Below are 22,808 nucleotides of genomic sequence, written 5' to 3'. Positions count from 1 at the left end.
GCGGCCCCGGCACTCGCGGTGGCCGCCGCATCCACGCCCACGGCTATTTCTGCGTGTAGCCGCCGTTGGACTTGATGTTGCCGTCGATGGCCTTGACCGCCTTGTCGAGCGTGGCCTGCGGGTCGCCGCCGTTCAGGATGTCCTGCGTGGCCTTCGTGAACTCGCTCGAGATGAACGGGTAGGCGGGGGTTTCGGGCCGCAGCTCGGCGAACTGCTTCGAGAATTCGCGGAACAGGGCCAGGTCGCCGCCCTCCTCGAATCCGGGCACGAGGGCCGCGGCGGCATCCGTTGCGGGGATGGTGGCCGTGGCCTTGGCGACGTCGGCGATGTTCTCGGGCGACAGGGAGAAGGACAGGTAGTCCATCGCGGCCTCGGGGTCGGCGCAGCCGGAGGTCACGCCCCACTGCCACGAACCGCCGCCGATCTTCACGCCCTCGCCCAGGTCGGGCAGCGGCAAGACCGAGAGGTCGTCGCCGAGGGCGGTGGACAGCTTGCCCGCGGCCCAGCTGCCGCCGAGCATGATGGCGCTCACGTTGTTCTCGAGGTCGAGGGCCGCGTCGGCGCCGCTCTTCGGGGCCACATAGCCGTCGGTCACGAGGCTCTGCATCCATTCGGCCCATTCGACGGCCTTCTTGCCGTTGAGCGCACCGTCGGCGCTCTGCATGTCGTCGCGGTTGATGAGGTCGCCGCCGAAGGACTGCAGCAGGGGCGAGTAGGCGTAGGGGTACCACTCGCCCACGTCGGCCGTGCCGAGGTCGAGCGGTTTGTCCCACGTGCCGTCGGCTTTCAGGGCCTTGAGGGCGGCGTCGAATTCGTCCTTCGTCCAGGGTTCGTCGATGGTGGCCACGCGGATGCCGGCCTTCTCGAGCACCGACGTGCGGGCGAACAGGGCCAGGGCCACGTCGTAGTAGCCGACCGAGTAGGTGTCGCCGTTCCACTTTCCGAGCGTGCTGGGCAGGTTCTCGTCGAGGTCGACGCTCAGGTCGAGGGGCGTCAGGTATTTCGCCCACGCCCAGTTCGGCACGTTGGGGCCGTCGATGTCGACGATGCACGGCAGCTTGCCCGACGCGGCGGCCGCCACGACCGAGTCGTTGTAGGAGGACTGCGGGAAGGCTTGCACCTTGACGGTCGTCTTGTCCTGGCTGGCGTTGTACTTGTCGACCACGGCCTGCACGGCAGCTAGTTCTTCGGTGTTGCCGCCGTTGTGGGTCCACAGCGTGAGTTCGCCGTTCTTGCCGTCGGTGCCCGTGCCGGCACTCGCGCAGCCGGCGAGCGATGCCACGAGACTGGCGGCGAGTACACTCGCTACGATCAGGCGCTTCTTTGCGTGTCGCATTCTTGTTTCCTTCTTCATCGTTGGGGTGGGATGCTCGTCGGCGCAGCGCCGATCACCGCGACCGTTGCAGCGGTCGAGGGGTCTGGCGGTCCGTCGTCGCCTAGTGCGGCGGCGGGCCGACCGACTGCCGCGTGACGAGCGGGCAATGCATGCGGATCTGTTGGGGGGCGGGCGCTTCGTCGTCGTCGCCGTCGGCCTGGAGTTCGAGCGCGAGGCGTTCGATGGCCCACTGCCCCATCTCGTAGTGCGGCAGGGCGACCGAGTCGAGCCCGGGGAGCATCGCGTCGGCGAGGATCTCGAAGTTGTCGATGCTGACGATCGAGAGATCGTCCGGAATGCGCAGACCTCTCGTCTGGGCGGCCTGGTAGGCGCCCATGGCGATGCGGTCGTTGAAGCAGAACAGCGCTGTGGGCCGGTCGCTTCGGTCGAGCAGGAGGGCCGCGGCGGCACGCGCCGACGCGGTGGTCGAATCACTCGCGGTGATGAGCGTCTCGTCGACCTCGATGCCGTGCGCCCGGAGTGTCGCGCGGTAGCCGTCGAGGCGGCCGCGCGTGGCGGGGATGTCGTCGACGTTCGACAGGTAGCCGATGCGCCGGTGCCCGGCGGCGATGAGGTGCTCGACGGCCGTGCGGGCCGCGCCCTCTTCGTCGGGCACGACGCTCGAGATGTGGTCGTTGCCGGTGGATGCATCGAGCAAGACGGTGGGCACGCCGGCCAGAGCCTCGGGCACCGCGACGGTCTGGTGGTACATGCGGGCATAGATGATGCCGTCGACGCGGTGCTGCAGCAGGGCTTCTATGCTGCGGCCCTCGAAGCGCGGGTCGGCGCTCGTGTTCACGATCATGAGCACCCAGTCGTTCTTCGCGGCGGCCTCTTGGGCCCCGAGCAGCACGCGTCCGGCATACGGTGTGGTCGAAATTTCGTCGCTCACGAAGCCGATGATCTGGGAGCGCTTGCTGCGCAGACCGCTCGCGAGCCGGTTGGGCGCATAGTTGAGGTCGGCGGCCACGGAGCGCACTCGCTCGCGGGTGGCATCGCTCAGCTGTCCGGCTCCGCTCAGGGCATGGGAGACGGTGGTCAGGGAAACGCCCGCGGCTGCCGCGACGTCTCTGATTCCCACTCGTTTGCTCATCGTTGAACTTCTCTCCCAAAACGTTTTTGTTCCGTCGGAGGTGACTCTACATAAACGTTTTTGTCCGTGTCAAGGAAAATCCCTCGCGATGGATGCCTGACTGCAAGCGTTTGCGGATGTGCATGTGGCACAGATGCGTAGCGTGCACATGCATCGATGGCAAGCCCCACCCCTCGAATAGGTCACTCGGCTCCCGTCAAATACATTCGAAGAACAGCAGACCAGAACACCGAAGTGATGGGAGAAAAGCACATGAGTTTGGCCATTGAAGAGACGTTCGCCCTGCCGGCGCACCCCTCACTCGGTGGAGACGATGTCGTCGTCTCGCTGGTGTCCTCCACCCGCTACTCGATCGCCAAGGACGGCGAAACGGTCGGTTTCGTGGATGTCGAGGGCCCTGTGTTCGTCGCCCTCTCCGGCCTCGTCTATCCCTGGGCCGAAGAGATCTCGCAGCACCGCTCGCTGCTCGTCGCCATCCGCGCGGTCGTCCTCGCCGCGTCCTGACGCCCTGCACTTCCCGGCGCCACCCCACCCCGACCTGTTTCGACAGGGCGGGGTTTTTCTTGCGCGAACGCTGCCACCCGGCACGCCCCCCATGCGGGGGGCATTTTGGGCCGGGCCGAAAAAGTCGAGATTAGACGCCAAATATTTCTCGCTTAAGAAACAAACCATGCGCTAGGTTCTTGAGTGGGCGCGGTGTCGCGCTCCTTGCAATCACCACACGTTTCCCGCCGACCGCATCCGGCCGACGGGTTCGTCATGTCTTCGGCGCCGAAGAGGCGTCGTCTAGGGGGACCTTCGTGAAGAAAAACACTTGGCAGAAAGTGCTGGCCGTTCCGGCCACGCTCTCGATCGGCCTCGGCGGCGCCCTGCTCGCCGTCGCGCCCGCCCACGCCGTCGTGATCGACGGCACCTCGAACACCGCAGAGGTCGCTCCGACCGACGTGCCCACGCCCGCCGTGACCGAGACCCCGGCACCCGCCGAGACCTCGGCTCCGACCGAGACGCCGGCTCCCGTCGAGTCCGCCGCGCCCACCGAGACGCCCGCTCCCACCGAGACGCCCGCGCCCGGTGATGGCGCCGAGGACCCGGCCGCTGACGAGCCCGTCCTCGTCATCCTGCCCACGCCCGTCGTGAAGACCCCGACCGCCGGCGCCCAGCTGCAGGGCCCGGCCGTCACGCTCACCGGCACCGGAACCCCCGGCAACTACATCCTGCCCCTGGTCGCCGAGCCCGACGAGTACGACGCCCTGACCGGCCAGAACACTCCTCCGACCGCTCGCGCGGCCGCTCCCGCCCCGGTCGACCCGACCCTGGGTGGCGTGCTCGTCGCCGCTGACGGAACCTGGAGCGCCACCTCGCGCGTTCTCGAGTCCGGCACCTACACCGCCGGTGCCGCCGAGTACACCGTGAGCGCCGATGGCAAGCTCACGGGTGCCTCCACCTTCACCGCCGGTGTCGACGTCACGGTCTCCGTCGCCGCCCCGGCCGCCCCGGTCGTCACCGCCCCCACCGCCGGTGAGGTCGTCCGCGCCAAGAACGTCACGATCTCGGGAACCGGCAAGCCCGGCGCCAACGTCGCCGTGTTCGTCGCCACGCCGAGCTACTTCGACCAGTACGTCGCCGAACAGCTCGCGCTGCTCGAGGACCCCGCCGCAGCCCCCGCTGCCGGCGCCCGCGTGCAGGCCCTGGCCGCCGAGCCCGAGCCGAGCAACCCCGAAGACCCGATCATCGTCGACGCCGCCGGCAACTGGACCGTCGTGCTGCCCCTCGAGATCGGCGCCTACCGCGTCGGTGCCGTTCAGGCCGCTAACGACGACACCGCCCTCGGCCTGTCCGAGCTGTCGGCAACGGTCGACTTCAGCGTCGCCGCCGTGCTGCCCGCACCCGTCGCCTTGCCCGGCACCTCCCCCGCCGGCAACGGCACCCTGCCCGAGACCGGCTCCGACGCCGGAATCATCGCCGGCATGGGCGCCCTGCTCGTCCTCGGTGGCGGCGCACTGTTGTTCGCCCGCCGTCGCATGACGGCCAGCGCCGAATAACCCTCCCCCAGACGGCTCACCTGAGCCACCGCTCACAGCCCCGCGCAACCCCAAACTGCGCGGGGCTGTGTTGCGCCCGGGCGCACCGCGAGCGGGCGTTCCAAATCGTTATCTGAGAAGCAAATATTCACTCACTTCCGAAACAAACCGTGCGCTAGGTTCAGGGTGGGCGCGGTGAAGCGCCCCATCGAAATCACACGCGAACGCGCCCACCATCATGGTCGACGGATTCGTCATGTCCTTGACGCCGATGTCGCGTCGAGTAGGGGGAAAAACGTGAAGAACAAGACCTGGCAGAAGGTGCTGGCCGTTCCGGCCGCCCTGTCCATCGGCCTCGGCGGCGCACTGCTGACCATCGCACCGGCTCACGCCGTCGGAACGCCCGATGCGCCCGCAACCAGCGAGACAGCCGCGCCCACCGCGCCTGCGACCGACAGCCCGACGGCGGAGCCGACGAGCACGCCCGCCCCCACGGTCGAACCCACGACGGAGCCCTCTCAGGAGCCCGTCGCCGAGACACCGACCCCCGCACCGATCACCACGCCTCTCGCAGCACCCACACCCGGTGCCCCCGAGAGTGCCGTCGCCCCTCTGGCAGCGATTCCCCAGACGCTCGCGCTGCCCGTTGTCGCCTCGCCCGCCGACGGTTCGAGCGTTCCCGGTGACTCCGTCACCATCACGGGCACGGCCGCCGAAGGTGACTTCATCTTCATCCTGATGTCTGCCCCCGAGCTATACGACGAGGTTGCGAAAAGTGACCCGGCCACTATCGCGGAGTACCTCGACAACGACGAAGACGCCGTCCCCATCGTGGATGGGCGCTGGAGTTACACCTTCCCGTCGCCGATGCGCGGAGACATCAAGGTCGGCGGGTTCGCTTATACCGTCGACGCCTCTGGCGCCGTGACGGCGACGTCGGACTGGGCTGTCCCATCGACCTTCATTGCCACCGGAGCCCCCATCGTGGGCGTGACAGACGCTCCGGTCGTGACGTCTCCCACCGCCGGTGACGTTGTTCGTGCACAGAACGTCACGATTTCGGGAACCGGTCGTCCCGGTGCCAACGTCGCCGTGTTCGTTGCCACGCCGAGCTACTTCGACCAGTACGTCGCCGAACAGCTCGCACTGATCGAGGGCGCATTGGGCAACACCGATCCCGCGGCCGGTGCCCGCGTGCAGGCTCTGGCCGCCGAGCCCGAGCCGAGCAACCCCGAAGACCCGATCATCGTCGACGAGAACGGTAACTGGACCGTCGTGCTGCCCCTCGAGATCGGCGCCTACCGGGTGGGTGCCATGCAGGTCTTGAACACCCCGACCTTCATCGGCATCTCCGAAGTGTCAGCCACGGTCGACTTCAGCGTCGCCGCCGTGCTGCCCGCACCCGTCGCCCTGCCCGGCACCTCCCCCGCCGGCAACGGCACCCTGCCCGAGACCGGCTCCGACGCCGGAATCATCGCCGGCATGGGCGCCCTGCTCGTCCTCGGTGGCGGCGCACTGTTGTTCGCCCGCCGTCGCATGACGGCCAGCGCCGAATAACCCTCCCCCAGACGGCTCACCTGAGCCACCGCTCACAGCCCCGCGCAACCCCAAACTGCGCGGGGCTGTGTTGCGCCCGGACGCAAGAGGAATCCTCGGACGTGCGAGCCCCGGCCCCGACCCGATCGCTGAGACTGTTCGGCGATCGCGCCGCCTCGGCGCGACAGGAAATCCGGACGATCAGGCGTGGGTCGAGCCCGGGAGACGGTCGAGGTAGTCCGAGAGGATGCGCGCGGCATCCGTGCCGTCGTCGTGCGGGTCGGCGGCGAGGAGGTGGAGGGCGAGGCCGTCGACGAGGGCGTGCAGGGCGGCGGATTCGCGGTCGAGGTCGAGGCTGGCGGCATCCAGATCGCCCGCCCGCAGCAGGCGCTCGAGGAAGACCCGGCAGGCGGCACGCGTGTCGGTCAAGATCTGGTCGTAGGCGGGGCGGAGGGCCGAGGAGGTCAAGGCCAGGGAACCCATGGCGTGGTAGACCTCCATCTCGACGCGGCGGTCGGCGTCGAGGGGCAGCAGCTGCATGAGGCAGGCCTCGGCCGTGGCGCGCGGCGTGGGGCCGGGCTCGAGCGCGAGGATGCGGTCACGGGCCCGGCGTTGCACCAGCTGCAGCGAGAAGATGAGCAACGAGTCCTGCGTGGGGAATGACCGGCGCAGCGAACCCGTGGCCAAGCCCGCCTCGGCGGCGACGTTGCGCACCGAGATCTTGGTGATGCCGTCGCGCAGCAGTACGCGCCAGGCGGCTTCGGCGACCTCGATCTCGCGGGCGTCATGGTCGATCAACTTGGGCATGGTCCGAGTTTATACAGTCGTGCTAGCATCGCTTTGTTAGTACGACCGTGTAAACAAGGAGGGGTGCATGATCCTCGGCATCATCGTGGCGTGCGAGATCGGCTTCTGGGTGGCGATCGGCGCCGGACTTGCGGCCCGCTACCTGCTCAAGGCTCCGCGCCTGGGCGTCGTCCTGCTCGCGCTCGCGCCCGTCATCGACCTGGTCTTGCTCATCGCCACGGGCCTGCACCTCAAGAGCGGCGCGAATGCATCCTGGGAGCACGGCCTCGCCGCCGTCTACATCGGGTTCTCGGTCGCCTACGGTCACCGCCTCATCGCCTGGGCCGACGCGCGTTTCGCCAAACGGTTCGCGGGCGGCAGCATCCCGGCGCCGCTCACCGGCTGGGCCTACACGCGCAAATGCTGGGGGGATGTCGCGCGCACCCTGCTCGGGGTCGCGATCGCCGCGGGCATCCTGCTCGGCCTCACGTGGTGGGTGGGCGACGCCACGCGCACGGCCGAGCTGCAGAACTGGTTCGGCATCCTGCTCATCGTGCTCGGAATCGACACGGTCTGGGCCGTCAGCTACACCCTGTGGCCGAAGAAGTCGACGGCGACGCAACCGGCTGGTGCCGCGCAACGCTGACGCGCCAGAATAGGGGTGGCGCCGACGAGCGGATGCCACCACGAGGGGAATCAGCATGAGCGACAGTCCGTACGGCCCGCCGTCCACAAACAACGATGGCAACGAGCCCGGGAATGCCCGCAACGACGGCGGTTTCGGACAGGGCGACTACCCCCAGCAGGGCCAGCAGCCCGGCGGCCAGCAGGGCTACCCCTCGAGCACCCAACCCGGCTACCCCGGTCACCAGCCGAACGCCCAGCAGGGCTACCAGTCGGGGCAACAGGGTTACCCCTCGGGGCAGCAGGGCGCCTACCCGGCCTCGACGCCCGCGCCGCGCAAGCGCAGCAGACTCTTCGACGACGGCGGGGCGCCGAACCAGCTCGGCCTCTACGCGTTCTTCGCGGGCATTGCCGGCATCGCCGTCGGCCTCGTCTTCCAGCTTGTGCAGGCGGGTTTCATCGGCACGCAGGCCTTCGCCATGCTCAGCGTGATCGCACTGGCACGAACCGTTCTCTCCTTCATCCTCGGCGTGCTGGCGGTCGTTCTGGGACTCGCCGCGCTCAACCGGCCGGGGGCATCCAAGACCTTCGCCGCGCTCGGGCTCGGAATCGGAGCAACCTTCCTGCTCGGCGCCATCGGCAACGTTCTCTACAGCCTGCTGGCCAGCGCCGCCTCGGCGCTCTAGAGCCGGCCCCGACTACCCCTGCGCGGCAGCCTCGGCGGCGCCGTCTTCGAGCGCGCCCTCGTAGACGTCGATGACCGAGGCGAGGAACGCGCCCACGATGTCGCGGTGCTCGGCGGGAAGGTCGGCCGCAGCATCCGCGACGCCGTTGAGCACGGGCATGAGCGCATCGAAGGCGCGGGCCACCGACGGCGGCGACGGCACGATCACGGTTTTGCGCCGGTCGGTGGGGTGGGGTTCGCGGCGCGCGTGACCCGAGGCCACGAGCCGGTCGACCGAGAACGTCGTGGCCGCATTTGAAATGCCGAGCTTCGGCGCGAGCTCACTGGGCGTCATGGGGCCCGACAGAATCAGGTGCTCCATGGCCTCGAGGTCGGTGTCGTTGACGGCCAGCGTGCGCCCGAGGTGCTGCTCGAAAGCCTTCGACAACGCGCCGATCGAGCGCAACTGATTGCCGATGGCGCCGGCGGTCGGATGCTCGTGCCCCGCGGTCTGCACCCGACGCGGTCCCTCCGACTTGCGCTCGTCTTCCATGAACGTCATGCTAATGCAGTAGGTCGTTAAGTTGCTTAATTATTAAGTTCCTGGAGGAAAATCATGCGGGCTCTGTGGCGGTTCATCAGCGGGAAGCGCACCGCGTGGGCGGTTTTGGGTGCCACGGTCGTGGCCGTGGGGCTGCTTTTCGCGTTCCTCCCCACGCCCGAAACCGATGCCTACCCCGCATCCGGTCTGCCCGACAGCACGCAGAGCGCGCAGGTCGCCGCGGCGCTCGAAGACTTCCCCTCGGCCGAACAGACCGCCGCGATTCTCGTGTGGAACCGTGAGGGCGGCTCACTGACCGACGACGATCGCGCCGCCATCCAGCAGCGCGCGACCGCCCTGGCCAGCGATTCGACCGCACCTGAGGCCGTGCGCCCGCAGTTCAGCGACGACGGGGAGGCCGCACTCGTCGTCGTGCCGCTCGACAAGGCCACGGCCGAGGACGACCTCGCGGGCACGGCCGACGCACTGCGCGCCACGGCATCCGAAGACCTGCCCGACGGGCTCGACAGCTATCTGACGGGCGGCGTCGGTTTTCAGGCCGACATCAGCAACGCGTTCGCGGGGGCCGATGTGCGCCTGCTGCTCGTGACCGTCATCGTGGTGGCCGTGCTGCTCATCGTCACCTACCGCAGCCCCGTGCTCTGGATCGTTCCGCTCGCCGTCGTGGGTCTCGCCGACGGCCTGGCCGGCAAGGTGGCGAAGGCCGCGGCCGAGTCGTTCGGGGTGACCGTCGACGCGTCGATCTCGGGCATCCTGTCGGTGCTCGTCTTCGGCGCGGGCACCAACTACGCCCTGCTGCTCGTGGCCCGCTATCGCGAGGAGCTGCTGAAACAGGAGGATCGCTCGGCCGCCATGTTTACGGCCGTGACGAGCGCGGGCCCCGCCATCGCCGCCTCGGGCGGAACCGTGGCGCTCAGCCTCATCACCCTGCTGTTCGCCGAACTCAGCGGCAACCGCGCACTCGGCTTTGCGTGCGCCATCGGTGTCGTGATCGCCGTGCTGTTCGCCCTGATCGTGCTGCCCGCGGCGCTCGTAGTGTGCGGCCGCGGGCTGTTCTGGCCGTTCATCCCGCGCCACGTCGGCGAGCACGCCGCGACCAAGACGAGCCTGTGGACCAAACTCGGGCGTGGCGTCTCGCGCAAACCCGTCACGATTCTCGTGGTGTCGGTGCTGGGCCTCGGCGCCCTCTCGGTCGGCCTTGTCGGCGCGAGCGTCGGCCTGTCGCAGACCGAACAGTTGCTCGGCGAACCCGAGTCGGTGACGGCGCAGAAGATCGTCGACGACTCGTTCTCGGCGGGACTGACCGGGCAGACCATCGTGCTCGCCCCCGAAGACGCCGTGGCCGAGGCATCCCAGATCGCGGAAGACACGGATGGCGTGGACAGCGTGCGCCCCGGCGAAACGGCCAACGGCCTGGCGCAGCTCTCGGTGTCGCTCACGGCCGCGCCCGACAGCGACGAGGCCTTCGACACCGTCACGGCCCTGCGCGCGAACTACGCGGACGCATCGGGCGAGGTCTCGGAGACGATCGTGGGCGGCACGGATGCGACGGCGCTCGACGAGCGCACCGTCTCGGAACGTGACCAGAACCTCATCATCCCGCTCATCCTGGTGATCGTCTTCGTCATTCTGGCCGTGCTGCTGCGCTCGCTCGTGGCCCCCATTCTGTTGCTGCTGAGCGTGCTCGCCACGTTCTTCGCCAGCCTGGGCGCCTCGAACCTGCTGTTCCAGAACCTGCTCGGTTTTCCCGCGTTCGACACCAACGTCGTGCTGTTCGCGTTCCTGTTCCTCGTGGCGCTGGGCGTCGATTACAACATCTTCCTCACCACGAGGGCTCGAGAAGAGCGGATGCTGCACGGCACGCGCGAGGGCATGATCCGGGCCCTGGCGTCGACCGGCGCGGTCATCACGAGCGCCGGAATCCTGCTCGCGGCCGTGTTCGCCGTGCTCGGTGTGCTGCCCGTCGTCGCACTTACGCAGATCGGCGTGATCGTGTGCATCGGCGTGCTGCTCGACACGTTGCTCGTGCGCACCATCCTCGTGCCCGCGCTCGTGTTCCTGACGGGGGATCGCTTCTGGTGGCCGTCGAAGGTGCGAGCCGTCGAGACATCCGACCGCTAGCCGGGAAACAACAGCCGGCGCCGGTTAACGAGGAAACGCCCGCCAACCGTTGAGGTTGAGCGGGCGTTTCCCGTGCACAAGCCGCCGAAGGGGCGGTCAGGAACAACCGATCGTTAGGCCTTGCGGCGTCCGACGATCAGGCCGTAGATGAGGAGGACGATGATCGAGCCGGCGATGGCGAGGAGCCACGTCTGGATCGAGAAGAAGTCCTCGAGGGGTGCGTTGAACAGGAGGCCACCGAGCCAACCGCCGAGCAGTGCGCCGACGACTCCGAGAAGCAGGGTGATGAGCCATCCGCCGCCCTGTTTGCCGGGGAGGATGAGCTTTGCGATGGCACCGGCTGCGAGGCCGAGAATAAGGAAACCGAAGAATCCCATGATGTGTCCCTTCTAAACGGTTTAGCGAGTGCGCGCCGGGGTCTGGCGCATGACTCGTCGGTTACGATGCTGGACCCGGTTCACCGAAAGGGCAAGCCGGGGCGGACCCCTTGCATTTGCCGCGAATTCCTGATTCACCGGTGACGAGCGGGCGTCGCCGTGGTAATAGCGCCGGGATGCTCGAGCGCAAGGCCCGAGCCCCGCTCACGTGCAGCGCCTAGGGTGGAGCAGGTGTCTTCCCGCCGAGAAACCCAGCCGCACGACATCCCCAAGGACCCGGCCGACCCCACCGCGGGAGGCTTCGTGCGGGTGCGCGGGGCGCGCGAGAACAACCTGCGCAACGTGGACGTCGATGTGCCGCGCGACAGCATCGTGGCCTTCACGGGCGTCTCGGGTTCGGGCAAGTCGTCGCTCGCCTTCGGCACCATCTTCGCCGAGGCGCAGAGGCGATTTCTCGAGTCGGTGGCCCCTTATGCGCGCCGCCTGATCGCGCAGGGCAACACCCCGCACGTCGACGAGATCACGGGCCTGCCGCCCGCCGTGGCGCTGCAACAGAGGCGCGGCGCCCCGAGCTCGCGCTCGACCGTGGGCACACTCACCACCCTGTCCAACTCGATGCGCATGCTCTATTCGCGCGCCGGAACCTACCCCGAGGGTGCGACTCGACTCGAGTCCGACTCGTTTTCGCCCAACACCGCGGCCGGCGCGTGCCCCCGCTGCCACGGGCTCGGCATCGCGCACACCGTGACCGAGCGGTCGGCCGTGCACGACGCCACGCTCAGCATCCGCGACGGCGCCATCGCCGCCTGGCCAGGCGCCTGGCAGGGCAAGAACCTGCGCGACGTCACCGCCAAGCTCGGCTACGACATCGACGCCCCCTGGAACACACTGCCGCGCAAGGACCGCGACTGGCTGCTGTTCACCGACGAGCAGCCCGTGGTCGAGGTCATGCCGCAGCGCGACCGCGTGGCCAAGCCCTATAAAGGCAAGTTCTGGAGCGCCAAGGCCTACGTCATGCACACGCTCGCCGACTCGGGCAGCGAGATGGCGCGCAAGCGAGCCCAGCGCTTCGTCGAGTCGGGGCCGTGCGACCTGTGCGGCGGAACGGGCCTCACCCGCGCCGCGCTCGACGTGACCTTCGCGGGCCACACCATCGCCGAGCTCAACGCCCTGCCGCTCGCCGGCCTCGCCGACGCCCTGCGCCCCACCGCCCAGCTGGCCGAAACCACGACGGCCGTGTCGAACGCCTCCTCGGGCGAGACCACCGAGGTGGCCGTGCGCATCGCCGCCGACCTCGTCACGCGCGCCGACGTGCTCATCGGTCTGGGTCTCGGATATCTGAGCCTCGGTCGTGTGACCACCACGCTCTCCCCCGGCGAAATGCAGCGGCTGCGCATCGCCACGCAGCTGCGGTCGGGCCTGTTCGGCGTGGTCTACGTGCTCGACGAGCCGTCCGCCGGCCTGCACCCCGCCGACGCCGAACCCCTGCTCGACGTGCTCTCGCAGCTCAAGGCATCCGGCAACACGGTCTTCGTGGTCGAACACAATATGGATGTCGTGCGCCAGGCCGATTGGCTCGTCGACGTGGGCCCGGCCGCCGGTGCCGGTGGCGGCGACGTGCTCTATAGCGGGCCCGTCGAGGGGCTCGCGGAGGTTGCGGAGTCGGTGACGCGGCCGTATCTGCTCGGCGAGCGGTCGACGGGCGACGACGCCCGTCAGCCCCGCGAACCCCGATCGTGGCTCGGGCTGCGCGGCGTCTCGCGCCACAACCTGCGCGGCCTCGACGCCGACTTCCCGCTGGGCGTGCTCACGGCCGTCACAGGCGTCTCCGGTTCGGGCAAGTCAACGCTCGTCAGCCGCGTGCTGGCCGACGCCGTGCGGGTCGGACTGAAGCACGGAGGCGAGCTCGCATCCTTCACCGACCTCACGGCCGAGGCCGATGCCGACGGCGCCTCTCGCTCCGCCGCCGACGGTGAGCCCGATGCGGATGCCGCGGCCGCCGAAGCGGCCACCGGCACCGCCCCCGCCACGACGACGGTCGACCGCATCACGGGTCTCGAGGCCGTCGACCGCCTGGTGCGCGTCGACCAGCGCCCCATCGGCCGCACGCCGCGCTCCAACCTCGCCACGTACACGGGCCTCTTCGACACCGTGCGCTCGGTGTTCGCGGCCACCGACGAGGCGCGCGCCCGCGGCTACACCGCCGGCCGCTTCTCGTTCAACGTCGACGGCGGCCGCTGCGAGACCTGCCTCGGCGAGGGTTTCGTGTCGGTCGAGCTGCTGTTCCTGCCGGGCAGCTATGCGCCCTGCCCCACCTGCCACGGCGCGCGCTACAACGCCGAAACCCTCGAGGTGACGTACGCCGGGGCATCCATCGCGGATGTCTTGGCCATGACGGTCGACGACGCCGCCGCCTTCTGGCGCGAGGTCCCTTCGGCTGCGCGCGCGCTCGACACCCTGCGCCAGGTGGGCCTCGGCTACCTGAGGCTCGGACAGCCCGCCACCGAGCTCTCGGGCGGCGAAGCCCAGCGCATCAAACTGGCCACCGAGCTGCAGCGCGCCCGCCGCGGCCACACCCTCTACGTGCTCGACGAGCCGACCACGGGCCTGCACCCGGCCGATGTCGAGCTGCTGCTCGCGCAACTGAACCGGCTCGTCGACCAGGACAACACGGTCGTCATCGTCGAACACGACATGTCGGTCGTCGCCTCGGCCGACTGGGTCATCGACCTCGGACCGTCGGGCGGCGACGCGGGCGGCCGCATCCTCGCGACCGGCACCCCGGCCACCGTCGCGGCCTCCCCCGACAGCCGCACGGCGCCCTACCTGCGCGCCCGCCTTCCCCAGCATTAACTCAGCTTGGAGGACCGCGGATTCCTAACCTGTGGGCATGGATGATGCGCCGACGGCCCGAATATATGTGGACGGGTTCAACCTCTATCGACGCTGCCTGGAATCACGACCACACCTTAAGTGGCTGGATCTCTTCGCACTCGGCACCCTGTTACTTCCGCAGTACCGCGTGATTCACGTGGACTATTTCACGGCGCATCTTCGCCCTGGAATGCTCGTTGATCCCCAATCGCCCGTACGGCAACAAATGTATCTGCGTGCGCTACGGTCGCACCCGAACATCGAAGTTCATCTCGGAACATTCCGGAACGACCGGCGCAACATGCCGCTACATCCTCTTTCGATCGACCCCGAAACAAGGAAATGGCGGACTGTCGCTGTCCGGAAATTGGAGGAGAAAGGGTCCGATGTGAATCTTGGCACCCGGATGACTGCGGATGCCTTCACCGCCCAGGCGAGTACTTTCGTTATTCTGTCGAACGACTCCGACTTGGCAGGCCCGCTTCGCATGCTCAAGCACGAGTTCGGATTCTCAACAGGGATCATCTTCCCGATGCCTTCATCCCGAAGTTCGAAGGAGCTTGTCAAAACTCTGCCCGACGTCATTGCGCACGTTACCGAGGAGGATCTGGCCGCATCCCAATTCTCGCGCGTAAGAACGGACGAAGTAGGAACATTCAGCTGTCCTGCGAAGTGGCGTTAAATTCCGAAGGCCCCGCGCGAGCGAGGCCTTCTAACCGGTAACCGAAGTATCCGGGGGTGTGACTTGAGCGTACTAGATCCGTGCTGAAAGCGCCTCCCTCAAATCGCCAGAGAGACCTTTTTGCCGAGGGCCGCGATCGTTTCTTCGTTGCGGCTGTAGTGCGAGAACTGGCCGACGCGCTGGCAGGTGACGAGCCCGGCGCGTTGCAGTGTGGCCATGAACTGAGATGCCGTCGACTGTGAGACGTCGGCCCGTGCCTGAATGTGCTTGAGACACACGCCGACTTCTTGCGCCGATTTTGATCGCGTGCGGCACACCCTGGCGATGCGACCGCAGCCTTAGCGCAACCACTTTCCGAGGACGACGACCTCGCCGTCCTCGTAGCCGAGACGCTCGTAGAAGTCGACGACACCCGCGTTGGTCGAGCGCACCATGAGTTGCACCTTGGGAACGCCGCGCTCACGCATCCACTCTTCAGCGGCCTCGTTCAGCTGCCGCCCGAGCCCGCTCCCCCGCCGCGTTTCGGCCACGGCGAGGTAGTAGATCCAGCCACGGTGACCGTCATACCCGACCATCGCGGTGCCCACCAGCTCGTCACCGTCGAAGGCCCCCAAAACAGCGGATGTCGCACCACCCACCGCGCGCGCAAAATCTTCGGCGGGCGGATTCCACAGCCGCGTCAGCCCGGCCTCCTCCCACAACCGCGTCGCCGCCGCACTCTGCTCGAGCCCCAGCGGGCGAATCGTGACGGCGGCTGCGGAGCTTCTCTCAGACATCCACTCATCTTCTCAGCGCTCAGACTCATGTCCAGCTCAGGGACGGCGTTAAGCGCGAAACTCGGCTCACCCACCGTCCGGAGGGCTGCCGAGTTCACTTCACGTCGCTACTGCAACGCACGTCAGAACAATATTGCAGGCGTCCGGTTTGGTCTACCTTTTGGCAGCGTTCGTGCCATCGACTCGGGACAGGACATCTCGCCACACCGGCTAAGTCGCCGCCCCGATACCTAGCGGGCGCAGCGGATGTCGGCGGCGAAATCGTCGAGAACGGAGAGGATGCCCGGGTGCTGCCAGACGCGGTTGCGGCGCAGGCCCGTGCGTTCGACGAGGACGCCGCGTTCGGTGAGCAGTTCGAGTGCGCGCTGCACGGTGACGTCGTTGAGGCCGAGCTGGGCCTTCAGGTATTTGGCGTTGACGACCGGTTGGCCGATGAGGAGGGGCAGCGCTTTCCACGCGACGGCATGGGCGCGCACTCCAGACATCCGTTCGCGTGAATCGTCGAGCTGGGCGGCCAGACGTTGCACGAGCGTTCTGCCGGAGGCCGCGGCGAAGAGTGCCGCCTCGGCGAACCGGCTCACGATGGGGGCAGTATCCCCTGCCCGATAGGCGTTGAGGGCGTCGAAGTAGGTTTGCGTGTCGACGAGGAGGCCGGCGGAGAGGGGAATCGTGGTGTGTGACACGACCCCTTTATTGCGCAGCATCGCTTGGGCTAGCGCTCGCCCGGTGCGCCCGTTGCCGTCGACGAACGGGTGGATGGTTTCGAACTGAGCGTGCGCGACCGCGACCTGCACCAGCGCGGGCACGTCGTCGCGCGCGATGAACCGGATGAGGTCAGCCAGAGCCGGCTCGATGCGCTCGTGATGCGGCGCAACGAACTGGGCTTCGCGTGGGCCCGCGTTGCCGTCGCCGATCCACACGAGTTCGTCGCGGAGGACCCCGGCGTGCTCCTCGAAGCCGAGTTGGTGCCGGAGGAGCTCGCGGTGCATCGCGAGCACCGTGCTCCCGTCGATCGTGCGGGAGAGGCGGATCGCCGCCTCCGTGGCGCGCACATTGCCGATCACCGTCATGGCGTTCGCTTTTTCGCTCTCGTCGATCTCGGCGAGGGCGAGCTGCTTGGCGCTCGTCGTCAGGTTTTCGATCTGCGAACTCGACGCGCTCTCGGTGCGGAGAAGAATCGCGGACATCGGAGCGATGGCGGGATTGTCCGAACCCAGCGTGAGCGCCGCGAACGAGTCGAACTCGGCGAGCGCTCGGCTTGCCTCGTCGACGTCGGCGCTGAGCCCGCCCTCGACTTCGGGCTGCCAGTCCGCGAGAACGGCGGGCACCGCTGATTTGTACGGCCCAGTCTGACGTCTCAGTTCTCGACGGGAGTGCCGGCCGGAGTCGACGGGTCGCCATTCGCGGTCGTCGAACGTGATCGGCGGCACGACCACGTGCGGCTGGTGCACGTTGTCCGCCTCGTTCGAAAACGTTGGCATGAGTTCACCTTACTAACGTTTAGTCGAGAAAGTGTTAGTAAGCGCAAATCCTGCTTACACTTTTGCGGCCTCAGCAGCCTGCGGGGCTCCTGTCAAGGGTAAATCGTCTTTAGCTGAGACGATCTTTTCGGCATACGATCTCACTATGGATGCTTCACCGACCCTCACCTCCGTGCCCGAGATCGACTGGGGCGCCGGCGGCATCGAAACCGAGCTCGGCTGGGCGCTGCCCGCCATGTATCAGGGGTTCTCGCGCTCGGCGACGGGAGCCGTTGCCGATGTGCCCGGCGGGCCGCGCGGCTACCAGGTGCTCGTCGCCGTGACGACCGAGCAGCCCTCATCGCAGCTCGCGCTCGCCCAGCGCCTCGGCATCGACAAGACCCAGATGACCTACGTCATCGACGCCCTCGAGACCGGCGGTTTCGTCGAGCGCCGCCCCGACCCGTCCGATCGCCGCGTCCGGCAGGTCCTTCCCACCCGGGCCGGCCGATCCCTGCTCGCGAAGGCCCGCATCGCCCTGCGCGAAGTCGAGGGCGTGCTCATGCGCCACCTCAGCGACGACGAACAGACGACCCTGCGCCAGCTTCTCGCCCGCGTGGCGCTCGGCACCGCTGACATGGCGACCTGCGCGATCGACGAACCGACGCCCACGCAAACCCAAGCCGACGCCGAGCCCCGACCCGATATCCAGCCCCCCTTCGAGCATCCCCGCGCCGCGCCCGAACGGTCCCGCAGAACAGCGCCCCAGACCCCAACAGATTGAGACCACCCATGACCAGCACAATCCTCCTCGCGGGCGCCACCGGCGACCTCGGCCAGCGCATCGTGCGCGAGCTGCTGACGCACGACGTGCAGCTGCGCGTGCTCACCCGCCCCGGCAGCCAGACCGCCACCACGCTCTTCGGCCACGAAGAGCGCATCGAGATCGCCACCGCCGCCTACACCGACCACGCCGCGCTGACCCAGGCGATGACGGGCGTGGATGTCGTCGTGTCGGCCGTGAACGGCCTCCGTTCCGTGATCGTCGACGCCCAGCGCGCCCTCCTGAAGGCGACCGTAGCGGCCGGCGTGCCCCGATTCATCCCGTCGGACTACTCGGCCGACTACCGCCGCATCGCGCCCGACAGCAACCGCAACTTCGAGCTGCGGCGCGAGTTCGCGGCCGACGTCGACGCGGCACCCGTGCAGGCCACCTCGATTCTCAACGGCATGTTCACCGACCTGCTCGCGGGCGACGCGCCCATGATCTTGTGGGACCGCAAGCGCGTGCTGTTCTGGTCATCCGCTGACCAGATCCTCGACTTCACGACCAAGGATGACGCCGCCCGCGTGACGGCTCTTGCCGCGCTCGACGACAACGCCCCGCGCGTGGTCGAGGTCGCCGGTTCGCAGGTGTCGGCCCGCGAGGTCGCCCGCACCATGACGCGGCTGACGGGCACGCCCTTCAAGCTGCAGTGGGCCGGAACCGCCGGAACCCTGCTGGCCATGAGCAAGGCTATGAAGCTGGCCTCGCGCCCGTCGGACGAACCCTTCCCCGCCTGGCAGGGCATGCAGTACTTCGTGAGCATGTTCAGCGGGCAGGCGCAGCTGCACCACGTCGACAACGACCGCTACGGCGCGCACGAGTGGACGACCGTCCAGGATGTCCTGAAGGCGCGCCTGGCTCGCTAGGTTCGGGAGCAACTACGCCGCGCGGCTCGCGCCCGTCGTCGCCGACTCGATGAGGTTGCTCGCTTCGAGGGGCAGGCCGTCGGCGAGCGCCGCCGTCCACGCTTCGGTCGTCGCGACGGTGGCGAGGTTGGAGTTGAGCAGAGCCATGAGCGTGGTGTGCACGGTCTGGGCGCTGGCGAAACCCGCCGAGTTGGCGATGTTGATGGCGCCCGTGGCATCCGAGAGAACTTCTGTAGTGAAGCCCAGGAACTCGGCCTCGACCGACGACGCCAGGACGCAGTTGTTGGTCATGTAGCCGACGAGCGTCACGGTGTCGAGGTCGCGTTCGCGCAGCCACTCGGCCAGGCCCGTGCCGGCATAGACGGAGCTGTAGGACTTGGTGATGCGCGTCCACTCGTCAGTGGCGCGCGCCTCGATCTCGGGGTGCAGCTCGAACTCGGGCGTGCCGGGTGCGAAGAGGGGTGCACCCTCGCCGGCGCTGTGCTGGAAGGCGACGATGGGGATGCCCGAGGCCTCGGCCGCATCGATGGCCGCGAGAATGCGCGGCAGCGAGTCGGTGTGCGGCGGGTAGTGGATCTCGAGGGTTCCATCGAAGTATTGCTGCTGAACATCGATCAGGATCAGGGCGCGGTGCGGGTTCGTCATGAGGTTTCCTCCAAGTTGTCGGGATGCCGGAGCCACGGTTCTCTCGCCGCGGCAACGGCACCTCACTATCGTCGCCCGGCCGCACTCCCCCGCGTGAGTGGCACGCATGCCTCCTTACAATGGATTCGGGCCACCGCGGTCACTCGCCGCGAACCGTCCTCACGAACGGAGTACAGCATGCGCATCGCCATCTACGCGTTCGACGACATCACCCTGTTCCACCTCTCGGTGCCCCAGATGGTCTTCGACGAGGTGCGCCGACTGGGCCTCGCCGACTGGACAACCGTCGTCTTCTCCGACCACCCCGGTTCCGTGCGCAGCGCCGAGGGGCTCACCATTGGCGGCGTGGAAGGCCCCGAAGCCGCGGCCGACGCCGATCTCGTCGTGGTCCCGTCCTGGCACGACGACGGCCGGCCATCCACTCCCGCGCTGCAGCGAGTTCTCGCCGACGCATCCGCCCGCCGCGCCCCAATTGCCGGGTTGTGCCTCGGAACGTTCCCCCTCGCCGAGGCCGGTCTGCTCGCGGGCCGCAGCGCCGTTACGCACTGGCGCGAGTTCGGCCTGCTCACGAGCCTGCACCCCGATATCGCGCTCGACGAGGGCGTGCTCTACATCGATCACGGAGACATCCTCACGTCGGCGGGCACCGCCTCGGGTCTCGACGCCTGCCTCCACGTCGTGCGCACACGCCTCGGTGCGGATGCCGCGAATCAGGTCGCCCGCAACCTCGTCATCGCGCCGCACCGGGAGGGCGGTCAGGCGCAGTACATCGAGCGGCCCATCGCGCACGACCGTTCCGACGACGCGATCGCCACCGTGCTGGACTGGGCCCTCGCGCACCTCGCCGAGCCTCTAACCATCGAAACGCTCGCGGCCCGCGCCCACCAGAGCCGCCGCACCTTCATCCGGGCGTTCCGCGCGGGCACCGGCACCACGCCCGCCGCCTGGGTGCGTGCCCGCCGCCTCGACGAGGCCCGCCGTCTGCTCGAAACGGGCACCCTGCCCATCGAACACATCGCCCGCGACTGCGGCTTCGGCAGCGCCGTCACCTTTCGCCAACTCTTCCTCGCCGAGTTCGGCACCACCCCCTCGCGCTACCGCGCCCGCTTCACGACCGCGTGAGGGGGATCTCTTCGGGGATAGCGTGTCGCTGCACTACGGGCTGTGGCCATCCATAGCCCGGATGAAACTGCTGCCCTGAAGTTCACATCACGTAGTAGCAGATTGCCCCAGCGGTCAGGCCGATAGCCCCTATGGTCCCGATGGCCGCCAAGACGGCGCGAGTCACCCTGACGTCATGAGAAATATTGACAGCGTTCGGCTTCTGCATCGGCTACTGCCACGCCCCGAATTCGAGCCACGGGTCTGAGGGAGCGAGATCGCTGATGGGCAGCGCTTCGCTTCTAGTGAGCGCCAGGCGGTAACCACTCCAGAGAAGGTCGTCCTGCAGCTTACCGAGAGCCTTACGCAGCATCACGGGGTCATCGATCTCTCCCACCGGATGCTCGCTCTCAACGTTTGGTGCAACGTACTCGTAGGAGATCACTCCCGCGGCAGGAACCAGTCGGAGCGTGAACCCGACGTCCTGAAGTTGCCGTTGCATGTCGCCAACCGAGCATCGCTCAACTCCACTACTTCCCAGGACGTGGGCGACCGCTCTCAAAGATGCCCGAGTTCGCAGCTTGATCGGATGTGTTGCGAGCGCCTCTTCTCGCAACGACAGTGAGCCCTCGTTCCAATGGAACTCGTCGAACAAAAGCGGAGCGGCACGGGCGATGAGCCCTGTCGGCGCCCACACAGGCGACCACGAGCGAACGATCTCGACCATGTCGACACGGGTTTCCGCGAACTCGATCTCATCCGTGGCTGAGAACGCCGGAGGAACTTCCCCGGCGGGCGGCGGTTGGCAGAACCACGTCCAACTAAACGCGTCGTCCGGAAACTCGGCCAAATCTAACTGGCTGAAGTCGACGCCCATCAGGAAGTTGCCGACGAAGGGTCCGGTCCGCGAGTAACCAAGCACCAACCCGGCGAAGTCATCCTTGGCGTCGCCCAGAGAACGCAGCAAATTCGCCGGTTCGCGCGCCCCGTTCCTAGAACCGAAGATCCGTCTGATCATTGCCCCTGCCCAACATGGCAGGACCAAGCCGTGATCTCCCGAGCGACTCGCCGCGCTCGACGACGGCTCAGGGGCACACCCCGGAAGGTGCGTGAGGCTCCCGAGCGCAAGTTGATGACAGCGACTCTGACCAACCCGAATTCGGCGCCACGAGTAGCAACGCCGTCGTACGCCTCGTGATTTATGCGCCGAACATCATCTCGAGCGATCACGTACGTGCGAAACCACGAGACGATCTTCAGCGACGAAGCGGATGTGTAGAACCCCATGAACATTGCTCGCCCGACGAAGTACGCAGCTGCCGCGCCGAAGAAGATCTGACCCAGACGATTCGCCGCGTCATCATGCAACGGTCCGACGATCGCCGCAACGATCCCGGCCAGGCCCCACGTGGCCCCGGCTACGCCGAGAGCAACACGCTCGGTGCCGAAGACCCTTACGAACCGCTTATCGACGGCGGTTCGCATGGCTGCGCTTTCCACGTGAAGTCATCCGTCGGCCGGCTGGTACCGAAGGGACTAGGAGTCGAAGGGCCACGCGTCATACTCCTCTGCGAAGTCGTCGTCGCCCTTGGACTCGGCGAGGGCAAAGTTCTTCTGCGCCTCATCATCCTGCCCCTGCAACGACAGGGCGAGGCCGAGAGGCGCATGGCTCCAGCGGTCGCCCGCGTCCACGCCCTCCTGAGCAAGGTCGCGAGCCTCGTCGATTCGCCCTTGCTTGAGCAGAAGGATGGCGAGCGAGCGCCGCGCCATCGACGTACCTCCAGCATCCAACGCCTCACGCAGATGGTGTTCGGCGACCGCTTCGTCACCGTCGCCGACCGCGAGTATCCCCAGCTCATAGTTCGCTTTGCGCTCACCGGCCTCTAGAGCGACCTGCAACGTGCGACGAGCGGCGGCCTCGTCGCCTCGAGCCTCGAACACGTCGCTGAGCTGCCAGTTGACGGTCGGGTCGAGGACGACACCGCGGCGAAGAAGTTGCTCGGCCTCATCCAAATCGCCCTCCGTCAACGCGAGAGTTCCTAGATTCACGAGAGCCACCACGTCATCCGGGTCGAGAAGCAAAGCCTTCTCGTAGTCGGTCCGCGCCGCTTCGCCGTCGCCTAACGCCTCGAAGCAGAGCCCGCGGGCGACCAGTTGATCGGGGCGAGAATCGATGACCTCGGAGAACCACCGAACGGCCTCCTCATTCTGGTCGAGCTCTTTCAACACATTCGCGAGCCACACGAGGTCGTTCGTCTCGGCCGCCCCCAGCTTCACAAGCTCACGAAGAGGCGGGACCGCGCTCGCATAGTCCTCGGCCAGGATGAAGTCGGACGCGGCCTCGCGCAAGGCTGTCGACTTCTCGACATCCAAGTATTCGTTCTTTACGGGAGAGCTTTCACTGAGATCGTTCACTGTT

The 22,808-nt window shown here is 67.6% G+C and carries 23 protein-coding genes; 11 read left to right on the top strand and 12 right to left on the bottom strand.

The window, feature by feature from the left end; all coding sequences use genetic code 11:
• Positions 1-43 precede the first annotated feature (43 nt).
• Positions 44-1,336, bottom strand: coding sequence for a sugar ABC transporter substrate-binding protein (locus tag ACZ6IE_RS01005; RefSeq protein WP_077054407.1), 1,293 nt, complete (start codon positions 1,334-1,336; stop codon positions 44-46).
• Positions 1,337-1,436: 100 nt separating this feature from the next.
• Positions 1,437-2,468: a LacI family DNA-binding transcriptional regulator gene (locus tag ACZ6IE_RS01000; RefSeq protein WP_464606363.1), complete on the bottom strand. Its 1,032-nt coding sequence runs from the start codon at positions 2,466-2,468 to the stop codon at positions 1,437-1,439.
• 252 nt (positions 2,469-2,720) lie between these two features.
• Here ACZ6IE_RS01000 and ACZ6IE_RS00995 point away from each other — a divergent pair, with 252 nt between their 5' ends.
• From ACZ6IE_RS00995 to ACZ6IE_RS00985, 3 genes are all read left to right on the top strand, one after another.
• Positions 2,721-2,972, top strand: a complete 252-nt coding sequence (locus ACZ6IE_RS00995; protein WP_077054409.1) for a hypothetical protein — start codon at positions 2,721-2,723, stop codon at positions 2,970-2,972.
• 296 nt (positions 2,973-3,268) lie between these two features.
• Positions 3,269-4,510, top strand: a complete 1,242-nt coding sequence (locus tag ACZ6IE_RS00990) for an LPXTG cell wall anchor domain-containing protein (protein ID WP_464606361.1) — start codon at positions 3,269-3,271, stop codon at positions 4,508-4,510.
• 276 nt (positions 4,511-4,786) lie between these two features.
• Positions 4,787-6,046 (top strand): LPXTG cell wall anchor domain-containing protein, encoded by a 1,260-nt coding sequence (locus tag ACZ6IE_RS00985; RefSeq protein WP_464606359.1) that lies wholly within the window; start codon positions 4,787-4,789, stop codon positions 6,044-6,046.
• Positions 6,047-6,226: 180 nt separating this feature from the next.
• Here the strand turns inward: ACZ6IE_RS00985 and ACZ6IE_RS00980 are convergent, their stop codons facing one another.
• The gene (locus ACZ6IE_RS00980) at positions 6,227-6,832 is read right to left on the bottom strand and encodes a TetR/AcrR family transcriptional regulator (protein ID WP_464606357.1); all 606 of its coding nucleotides are present in this window, start codon (positions 6,830-6,832) and stop codon (positions 6,227-6,229) included.
• 67 nt (positions 6,833-6,899) lie between these two features.
• Here ACZ6IE_RS00980 and ACZ6IE_RS00975 point away from each other — a divergent pair, with 67 nt between their 5' ends.
• Entirely contained in the window at positions 6,900-7,457 is a 558-nt protein-coding gene (locus ACZ6IE_RS00975) for a hypothetical protein (protein ID WP_464606355.1), read from the top strand.
• A 55-nt stretch (positions 7,458-7,512) separates the two neighbouring features.
• Positions 7,513-8,121, top strand: coding sequence for a hypothetical protein (locus tag ACZ6IE_RS00970; RefSeq protein ID WP_464606353.1), 609 nt, complete (start codon positions 7,513-7,515; stop codon positions 8,119-8,121).
• 12 nt (positions 8,122-8,133) lie between these two features.
• Here ACZ6IE_RS00970 and ACZ6IE_RS00965 read toward each other — a convergent pair whose 3' ends face one another.
• On the bottom strand, positions 8,134-8,652 hold the full coding sequence (locus tag ACZ6IE_RS00965; RefSeq protein WP_464606351.1) for a MarR family winged helix-turn-helix transcriptional regulator: 519 nt from the start codon (positions 8,650-8,652) through the stop codon (positions 8,134-8,136).
• Positions 8,653-8,715: 63 nt separating this feature from the next.
• Here ACZ6IE_RS00965 and ACZ6IE_RS00960 point away from each other — a divergent pair, with 63 nt between their 5' ends.
• On the top strand, positions 8,716-10,782 hold the full coding sequence (locus tag ACZ6IE_RS00960; protein ID WP_464606349.1) for an MMPL family transporter: 2,067 nt from the start codon (positions 8,716-8,718) through the stop codon (positions 10,780-10,782).
• 113 nt (positions 10,783-10,895) lie between these two features.
• On the opposite strand, the gene ACZ6IE_RS00955 is transcribed toward ACZ6IE_RS00960, so the two are convergent.
• Entirely contained in the window at positions 10,896-11,159 is a 264-nt protein-coding gene (locus ACZ6IE_RS00955) for a GlsB/YeaQ/YmgE family stress response membrane protein (RefSeq protein ID WP_077054416.1), read from the bottom strand.
• 231 nt (positions 11,160-11,390) lie between these two features.
• Between ACZ6IE_RS00955 and ACZ6IE_RS00950 the strand changes: the two genes are divergently transcribed.
• Together ACZ6IE_RS00950 and ACZ6IE_RS00945 are read left to right on the top strand one after the other, a co-directional pair.
• Complete coding sequence (locus ACZ6IE_RS00950; RefSeq protein ID WP_464606347.1) at positions 11,391-14,012, top strand: excinuclease ABC subunit UvrA; 2,622 nt, start codon at positions 11,391-11,393, stop codon at positions 14,010-14,012.
• A gap of 37 nt (positions 14,013-14,049) precedes the next feature.
• Complete coding sequence (locus tag ACZ6IE_RS00945) at positions 14,050-14,715, top strand: NYN domain-containing protein (RefSeq protein WP_464606345.1); 666 nt, start codon at positions 14,050-14,052, stop codon at positions 14,713-14,715.
• Between the two features lie 98 nt (positions 14,716-14,813).
• Here ACZ6IE_RS00945 and ACZ6IE_RS00940 read toward each other — a convergent pair whose 3' ends face one another.
• From ACZ6IE_RS00940 to ACZ6IE_RS00930, 3 genes are all read right to left on the bottom strand, one after another.
• On the bottom strand, positions 14,814-14,993 hold the full coding sequence (locus tag ACZ6IE_RS00940) for an ArsR/SmtB family transcription factor (protein WP_464606343.1): 180 nt from the start codon (positions 14,991-14,993) through the stop codon (positions 14,814-14,816).
• Between the two features lie 60 nt (positions 14,994-15,053).
• A complete protein-coding gene (locus ACZ6IE_RS00935) occupies positions 15,054-15,491 on the bottom strand; it encodes a GNAT family acetyltransferase (protein ID WP_464606341.1) in 438 nt (145 codons plus the stop codon).
• Positions 15,492-15,721: 230 nt separating this feature from the next.
• Positions 15,722-16,972 carry a Fic family protein gene (locus ACZ6IE_RS00930; RefSeq protein WP_464606339.1) on the bottom strand — a complete coding sequence of 417 codons (1,251 nt, stop codon included), beginning with the start codon at positions 16,970-16,972 and terminating at the stop codon, positions 15,722-15,724.
• A gap of 145 nt (positions 16,973-17,117) precedes the next feature.
• Here ACZ6IE_RS00930 and ACZ6IE_RS00925 point away from each other — a divergent pair, with 145 nt between their 5' ends.
• Positions 17,118-17,735, top strand: a complete 618-nt coding sequence (locus ACZ6IE_RS00925) for a MarR family winged helix-turn-helix transcriptional regulator (protein ID WP_464606337.1) — start codon at positions 17,118-17,120, stop codon at positions 17,733-17,735.
• Between the two features lie 8 nt (positions 17,736-17,743).
• Positions 17,744-18,643: an NmrA family NAD(P)-binding protein gene (locus ACZ6IE_RS00920; protein ID WP_464606335.1), complete on the top strand. Its 900-nt coding sequence runs from the start codon at positions 17,744-17,746 to the stop codon at positions 18,641-18,643.
• A 12-nt stretch (positions 18,644-18,655) separates the two neighbouring features.
• Here ACZ6IE_RS00920 and ACZ6IE_RS00915 read toward each other — a convergent pair whose 3' ends face one another.
• On the bottom strand, positions 18,656-19,288 hold the full coding sequence (locus ACZ6IE_RS00915) for an isochorismatase family protein (RefSeq protein WP_464606333.1): 633 nt from the start codon (positions 19,286-19,288) through the stop codon (positions 18,656-18,658).
• Positions 19,289-19,465: 177 nt separating this feature from the next.
• Between ACZ6IE_RS00915 and ACZ6IE_RS00910 the strand changes: the two genes are divergently transcribed.
• Complete coding sequence (locus tag ACZ6IE_RS00910; protein ID WP_464606331.1) at positions 19,466-20,410, top strand: GlxA family transcriptional regulator; 945 nt, start codon at positions 19,466-19,468, stop codon at positions 20,408-20,410.
• A gap of 211 nt (positions 20,411-20,621) precedes the next feature.
• Here the strand turns inward: ACZ6IE_RS00910 and ACZ6IE_RS00905 are convergent, their stop codons facing one another.
• Genes ACZ6IE_RS00905 through ACZ6IE_RS00895 form a run of 3 tightly spaced genes read right to left on the bottom strand, consistent with a single transcriptional unit; the run spans position 20,622 to position 22,804 of the window.
• Positions 20,622-21,407 carry a hypothetical protein gene (locus tag ACZ6IE_RS00905; RefSeq protein WP_464606329.1) on the bottom strand — a complete coding sequence of 262 codons (786 nt, stop codon included), beginning with the start codon at positions 21,405-21,407 and terminating at the stop codon, positions 20,622-20,624.
• Entirely contained in the window at positions 21,404-21,889 is a 486-nt protein-coding gene (locus tag ACZ6IE_RS00900; RefSeq protein WP_464606327.1) for a hypothetical protein, read from the bottom strand. The genes ACZ6IE_RS00905 and ACZ6IE_RS00900 overlap by 4 nt, the downstream gene beginning before the upstream one ends.
• 36 nt (positions 21,890-21,925) lie before the next feature.
• A complete protein-coding gene (locus ACZ6IE_RS00895; protein ID WP_464606325.1) occupies positions 21,926-22,804 on the bottom strand; it encodes a tetratricopeptide repeat protein in 879 nt (292 codons plus the stop codon).
• Positions 22,805-22,808: the final 4 nt, after the last annotated feature.

It is taken from the genome of Okibacterium sp. AC114, from assembly GCF_979253355.1.
This window is presented reverse-complemented; position numbering and strand designations above follow the sequence as displayed.